6 protein-coding genes are annotated in these 5,536 nt (G+C 66.6%); 3 read left to right on the top strand and 3 right to left on the bottom strand.

All coding sequences use genetic code 11. The annotated features are described in order from the left end of the window. The first annotated feature begins 155 nt into the window (after positions 1 to 155). Entirely contained in the window at positions 156 to 287 is a 132-nt protein-coding gene (locus AC1D1Y_RS25575; protein ID WP_477684824.1) for a hypothetical protein, read from the top strand. An 8-nt stretch (positions 288 to 295) separates the two neighbouring features. On the opposite strand, the gene AC1D1Y_RS25580 is transcribed toward AC1D1Y_RS25575, so the two are convergent. Then, positions 296 to 1,201 (bottom strand): LysR substrate-binding domain-containing protein, encoded by a 906-nt coding sequence (locus AC1D1Y_RS25580; protein ID WP_477684829.1) that lies wholly within the window; start codon positions 1,199 to 1,201, stop codon positions 296 to 298. Positions 1,202 to 1,309: 108 nt separating this feature from the next. Here AC1D1Y_RS25580 and AC1D1Y_RS25585 point away from each other — a divergent pair, with 108 nt between their 5' ends. Together AC1D1Y_RS25585 and AC1D1Y_RS25590 are read left to right on the top strand one after the other, a co-directional pair. After that, a complete protein-coding gene (locus AC1D1Y_RS25585; RefSeq protein ID WP_477684825.1) occupies positions 1,310 to 1,999 on the top strand; it encodes a substrate-binding domain-containing protein in 690 nt (229 codons plus the stop codon). Between the two features lie 11 nt (positions 2,000 to 2,010). Continuing rightward, entirely contained in the window at positions 2,011 to 2,946 is a 936-nt protein-coding gene (locus AC1D1Y_RS25590; protein WP_477684826.1) for an amidohydrolase family protein, read from the top strand. 144 nt (positions 2,947 to 3,090) lie between these two features. Here AC1D1Y_RS25590 and AC1D1Y_RS25595 read toward each other — a convergent pair whose 3' ends face one another. Both AC1D1Y_RS25595 and AC1D1Y_RS25600 read right to left on the bottom strand, forming a co-directional pair. Continuing rightward, entirely contained in the window at positions 3,091 to 4,167 is a 1,077-nt protein-coding gene (locus AC1D1Y_RS25595) for a porin (RefSeq protein WP_477684827.1), read from the bottom strand. A gap of 102 nt (positions 4,168 to 4,269) precedes the next feature. Then, entirely contained in the window at positions 4,270 to 5,235 is a 966-nt protein-coding gene (locus AC1D1Y_RS25600; protein ID WP_477684828.1) for a Bug family tripartite tricarboxylate transporter substrate binding protein, read from the bottom strand. Between the last annotated feature and the right edge of the window lie 301 nt (positions 5,236 to 5,536).

Raw genomic sequence — 5,536 nt, forward strand, 5'->3', positions numbered from 1 at the left:
CGAGTTTAGCCGGACCCCGCTTGGCTCGAGCACCGCAGGTTGCCCGAAGCGAAGCGTAGGGACCCAGACTGCGGGTCGCCTTTTCTTTGGTGACTTTCTTTTGGCGAAGCAAAAGAAAGTTACTTGCTGCCGGGCAACCCCCGGCCAGCCACCCTATGCAGAGGGCACAGGCGCGCAAGCCGGAGCAAGACCGGGCGTCAACACAACCCCACCAGCCCCTGCACTTCCTCGCGCGTGCGTTGCCCATCCGCGAGAAATGGGCGAGCGTGTCGGTGCTGATCGACTAGTTCAGTCTTTAGGCCGACACCAGCAGCCGCGGCGCCATCTGCTGGATCAGCTGCAGGATGGCCTTCTGCGTCAGCGTCGCGGGCCGCTGCGAACTCATCGCGCTCATGAGCTTGCTGCGCAGGGCCGGGCCGGTGATGGGCCGGCAGGTGAAGGCTTTCGGGTGGGCCGAGGTCGAGACTGCGTTGCGGCTCAGGATGGCGCAGCCCGCGCCGTCCTGCACCAGGTCCAGGATGGTGGCCACGCCGTCGATCTCCAGCACCACGTCGGGGCGCTGGCCCACGGCCGCGAGTTCCGTCTCGACCTGCATGCGGATCGCATTCGGTCGGCTCGGGATCACCAGTGGAAAATCCGCGAGGTCGCGCAGGGCCACGGGTTTGGGTTTTGCCGGCGCCTTGCCGGTGAGCCGTTCGACCAGGAACAGCGGCTCGTCGACCAGGGGCGTGAGCTCGATGCCGGGCGAGGGCGTCGCGTTGTACAGCAGGGCGATGTCGAGCCGGCCCGTCAGCAGGGCCTCGTGCATGGCCACCGACAGCCCTTCCATGATGGACAGCGTAGCGTCCGGCATGGTCTTGCGGAATTCGCGGATCAGCGGCACCGCCACGATTTTCGAGACACTGGGCGGCATGCCGATGGCCACGCGCCCGGCCAGCGCGCCGCGCACGCGGCCCAGCTCTTCCTTGGCGCGCGAGACCTGGTGCAGGATGCCGCGGCCGTGCTCCAGCAGCAGCTTGCCCGCCTCGGTGGGCGTGGCGCCGCGGCCGTTGCGTGTCAGCAGGTTCTGGTGCAGCTCCACTTCCAGCAGCCGGATCTGCCGGCTCAAGGCCGGCTGCGCGATGTTGAGCGCATTCGCGGCGCGCGTGAAACTGCCGACCTCGGCCACGCGAACGAAGTACTCCAGCTGTTTCAGGTCCATACGAAAGTATGACATATCGCCTGCGGGAGATATAGCAGTTTGTTCTATCTGCTAGCAGGCCGCGGCAGTTCCCTCGCGCCGCGTATGCCCGCACAATCACAGGCTCTTATGACTGTCGCGCTCCTGGGAATCTCCTCCATGGCCACCCGCCCGCTGCTGGCCGAACTCGCGGCCGCGTATGAGCATCGCAGCGGCGTCACGGCTCGCATCGAGTCGGTGGGCGGTGTTGATGCGGCGGCCCGCGTACAGGCCGGCGAGGCTTTCGACTTTGTGGTGCTGGCCTCGGACGCCATCGACAAGTTGATTGCGGGCGGGCATCTCATGCCGGGCAGCAAGGTCGACCTGGTGCATTCCGGCGTCGCGGCGGCTGTGCGGCACGGCGAGGCCCAACCCGATATCTCGTCCGAAGACGCCTTGAAGCACGCCGTGCTCTCCGCCCCCCGCATCGGCTATTCGACTGGGCCCAGCGGCGTCGCGCTCATCAAGCTGTTCGAGCGCTGGGGAATAGACGATGAACTCAAAGGCCGCATCGTGCAGGCGCCGCCCGGCGTGCCGGTCGGCGCCCTGGTCGCGCGCGGCGAGGTGGCGCTGGGTTTCCAGCAGCTGAGCGAGCTCATGCACCTCGAAGGCATAGACCTCATCGGCCCTTTGCCCGCGGCCGTCCAGATCACCACCACTTTCTCGGCCGGTATCTGCCGCGCGGCGGCGCAGCCCCGCATAGCGGCGGAACTGCTGGCCTTTATGGCTTCGCCCGAGGCCGCCCCCGCCAAGTCCCGCCACGGCATGGACCCGGCCTGACTGTGAGCAGCATGAGCAAACCCACGACTGGAAATTTCACCAAGAAACCCGGCTGGCTGGACTGGTACAGCGGTCCCAGCAAGCCGCGCTTTGCGCTCCCGCCCGGCAGCGTCGATGCGCATTGCCATGTCTTCGGGCCCGGCGACACCTTTCCTTATGCGGCGGGGCGCAAATACACGCCCTGCGATGCCAGCAAGGAGCAGCTGTTCGCGCTGCGCGACCACCTCGGCTTTGACAAAAACGTGATCGTGCAGGCCACCTGCCACGGCGCGGACAACAGCGCCTTGCTGGACGCGCTCGCCGCGTCGAACGGCCGCGCGCGCGGCGTGGCCACCGTGAGGCGCGATGTGACGGACCAGCAGCTGCACTCCATGCATGCCGCCGGCGTGCGCGGCGTGCGCTTTAATTTTGTCAAACGCCTGGTGGACTTCACGCCCCGCGACGAACTCATGGAGATCGCCGCGCGCATCGCGCCGCTGGGCTGGCATGTGGTGGTGTATTTCGAGGCGGTCGATCTGCCCGAGCTGTGGGACTTCTTCACCGCGCTGCCCAGCATTGTCGTGGTAGACCACGTGGGCCGGCCCGACGTGGGCAAGCCGGTGGACGGCGCCGAGTTTGAACTCTTCCTGAAGTTGATGCGCGAGCACAGCAACGTCTGGTCCAAGGTCAGCTGCCCCGAACGCCTGAGCGTCGCCGGCCCGCCGGCCCTCCATGGCGAAGGCCATCCCTATCGCGACGTCGTGCCCTTCGCGCGGCGCATCGTCGAGTCCTTCCCCGACCGCGTGCTTTGGGGCACCGACTGGCCGCACCCCAACCTCAAAGACCACATGCCCGACGACGGCCTGCTGGTCGACTTCATTCCACAGATCGCGGTGACGCGGGAGCTGCAGCAAAAGCTGCTGGTGGATAACCCGATGCGTTTGTATTGGGGCGAGCGAGCTCTCTGAAAATGCAGCCGGCGCAGCCGGCTGCTCAAAGCCGCTCACAAAGCCCAGCGAAGCGGTCCTGGCTAGGCGCGACGCCGCAGACAGTGCTCCAGCACGGCAAGGCGGCTGCAACAACGCCAGGAGGGCTTTTTGAGTGGCTCTCAGTTAAAAGGCGTGCGTGATGCCGAGGCTAAGGCCGGTGGATGTCGACTTATTTCCCGCACCCAGGTAGTCACCCTTCCACTTGGTGTTGTCCAGCTCAAGATAGACCTTGCTGCGCTTGGAGAACTTGTACTCGACAAAAGCCAGAAAACGCTTGAAGCCGTCGTCGGCCTGGGCCGTGCGGTGGCGGTCCACCTTGTAGTAGCCGGCCAGCAGGTCGATCGCGGGGGTGATCGCGTAGTTCAGGCCTATGACCTTGACGCGATTCGTCGACTCGGCCGTTGCCGAGGTCATGCCGCTGTTGTAGCCGTAGTTGGCCATCAGGCGCAGCGAGGGCAGGGCGAGCCAGCTCACGCCTGCGTTCGCGGCCGTCAGGTCGCGGTCGTTGGCGTCCTTGTAGCGTGTGTAGGCCGTGGTGACGGTCAGCGCCGGTGTGATGTAGTCGGCGCCCAGGCCGGCGGTGCGCTGTTTGGTCGACGAGCCCGCCACCTCGCCCATGCTGACCATCGCCCGAGCGACAAAGTTGCCTATGGGCAGCGAGTACTTGGCCGAGTTGTTGACCCGGTTGGATGAGGCCGTGGAGCCTGTCGCGCCATACTCCACGCCGAGCTGGTGGCCGGTCAGGCTCACGTTCTGGATGTTGGGGTTCAGGCTGGCGAAGCGCAGGCCTATCGGGTCCGTCACGCCGGCCGAGTCGGCAATCAGCGTGTTCTGCCGGCCCGCCGTGATGCCGCCCCAGTTGCCCGCCAGGCCGACGACTGAAGCGCGGTCAAAAAGCGTCGTGGCGTTGGCCTGGGCGCCGGTGTCGACGTTGATACCGCCCTCCAGGTTGAAGGTCGCGCGCAGGCCACCGCCCAAGTCCTCCGAGCCGCGCAGGCCCCAGCGGCTGGTCGGGCCCACGCCGCTGGCGACCACGGTGCTGTTGAGCGGCGACCGCGCATAGCCGGCGGTCAGGCCGGTCTGCGTGCGCACCGCCGTGTCGATGATCCCGTAAAAGGTCACCGAGTCCTGCGCCATCGCGGGCAGGGCAGCGCACAGGGCTGCGGCTGCCAGGGCGTGTTGCTTCATCTTCATCTTCATGGTCTCCTCCGGTTGTTGTGAAATCGTTGGACGATGTCGCCGCTCCATCCATGCGGCGGCTGCACCGGCCGTTTCGCCGGTGAGGGCTGTTGGGGCTAGGGGCTACTGGCGCGGCACGTTCGCGCGGGCGATCACGTCCGACCAGCGCTTGATCTCCGAAGCCAGGAGATCGCGCAGCTGTTCGGGCGGGCCGCCCGCGGGCGAGACGTTGAGTTCGGCAAGCTGCTTGCGCAGGTCGGCGCTGGCCAGCGCCTTGCCGATCTCGCGGTTCAGCAGCGCGATGACCTCGGGCGGCGTGTTGGCCGGCGCCGCCAGCGCGTTCCACGACGCGACGTTAAAACCGCTGACGCCGCCTTCGCGTACCGTGGGCACGGTGGGCAGGCCGGGCGCGCGCTTGAAGCCCATCACCGCCAGCGGGCGCAGGGTTTTGGCGCTGATCTGCCCCATCATCGGCCCGAGGATTTCAATCGCCACGTCGACCTGCCCGCCGCGCAGCGCCGTGATCACCGCCGGCGAGCCGTTGAAGGGCACGACCTGGAAATCCACGCCCGCGCTGGTTTTGAGCAGCTCCGCCGTCAGGTGCTGGGTGCTGCCGATGTTGATGGTCGCCACATTGAGCTTGCCCGGGTTCGCTTTCGCATAGGCCAGCATCTCCGGCAGCGACTGGAAGCGTCCGTTGGCGGCGCTGATCAGCGCGAGGTCGAAGAAACCCAGCGTCGCCACCGGCGCGAAATCCTTTTGCGCGTCGAAAGGCAGCGACTTGAACAGCCCGGCGCTCACGGCGGTGCCGTTGCTCATCAGCAGCAGGGTATGCCCGTCCGGCGCGGCCTTGGCCACGGCCTCGCCCGCCACAATCCCGCCCGCGCCGGGCTTGTTGTCCACGATCACGCTCTGGCGCAGGCCTTCGCCCAGCTTCTGCGCGACCACCCGCGCCGTCAGGTCGGCGATGCCCCCGGCCCCGAAAGGCACGACGATGCGGATCGGTTTCGACGGGAAGGACTGGGCCCGTCCTGCCCCAGGGAGGAGTGCGGCCAGGACTGCGGCCGCGGTCAGTTGTCTTCTTTTCATAGTGAGCCGTAGCTTCTCCTGGCTGTCAGGAATGCGCAATATGGCTTGGTGACTAGCTGATAGGGTTAAAAAGCATGACCGGGTCTTGCCCCGGGTCTTGCTCCGGCGGGCGCGCTCGCTGCTGAGGGTTGCTGGCCGGGGTCGCCCGGCGTCGACTCACTTTTCTTTGCTTCGCCAAAGAAAAGTAAGCAAAAGAAMGGCGACCCGCAGTCTGGGTCCCTACGCTTCGCTACGGGCAACCTGCGGTGCTCGAGCCAAGCGGGGTCCGGCTAAACTCGCTTCGCTCAGACAACGCCGGCCC

The organism is Polaromonas sp. P1_G1, assembly GCF_056405595.1.

Bases quoted from the DNA above. Each gene is read 5' to 3' on its own strand.
- AC1D1Y_RS25575 (WP_477684824.1), top strand. From the start codon at position 156: ATGCAGAGGGCACAGGCGCGCAAGCCGGAGCAAGACCGGGCGTCAACA.
- AC1D1Y_RS25580 (WP_477684829.1), bottom strand. From the start codon at position 1,201: ATGGACCTGAAACAGCTGGAGTACTTCGTTCGCGTGGCCGAGGTCGGC.
- AC1D1Y_RS25585 (WP_477684825.1), top strand. From the start codon at position 1,310: ATGACTGTCGCGCTCCTGGGAATCTCCTCCATGGCCACCCGCCCGCTG.
- AC1D1Y_RS25590 (WP_477684826.1), top strand. From the start codon at position 2,011: ATGAGCAAACCCACGACTGGAAATTTCACCAAGAAACCCGGCTGGCTG.
- AC1D1Y_RS25595 (WP_477684827.1), bottom strand. From the start codon at position 4,167: ATGAAGATGAAGATGAAGCAACACGCCCTGGCAGCCGCAGCCCTGTGC.
- AC1D1Y_RS25600 (WP_477684828.1), bottom strand. From the start codon at position 5,235: ATGAAAAGAAGACAACTGACCGCGGCCGCAGTCCTGGCCGCACTCCTC.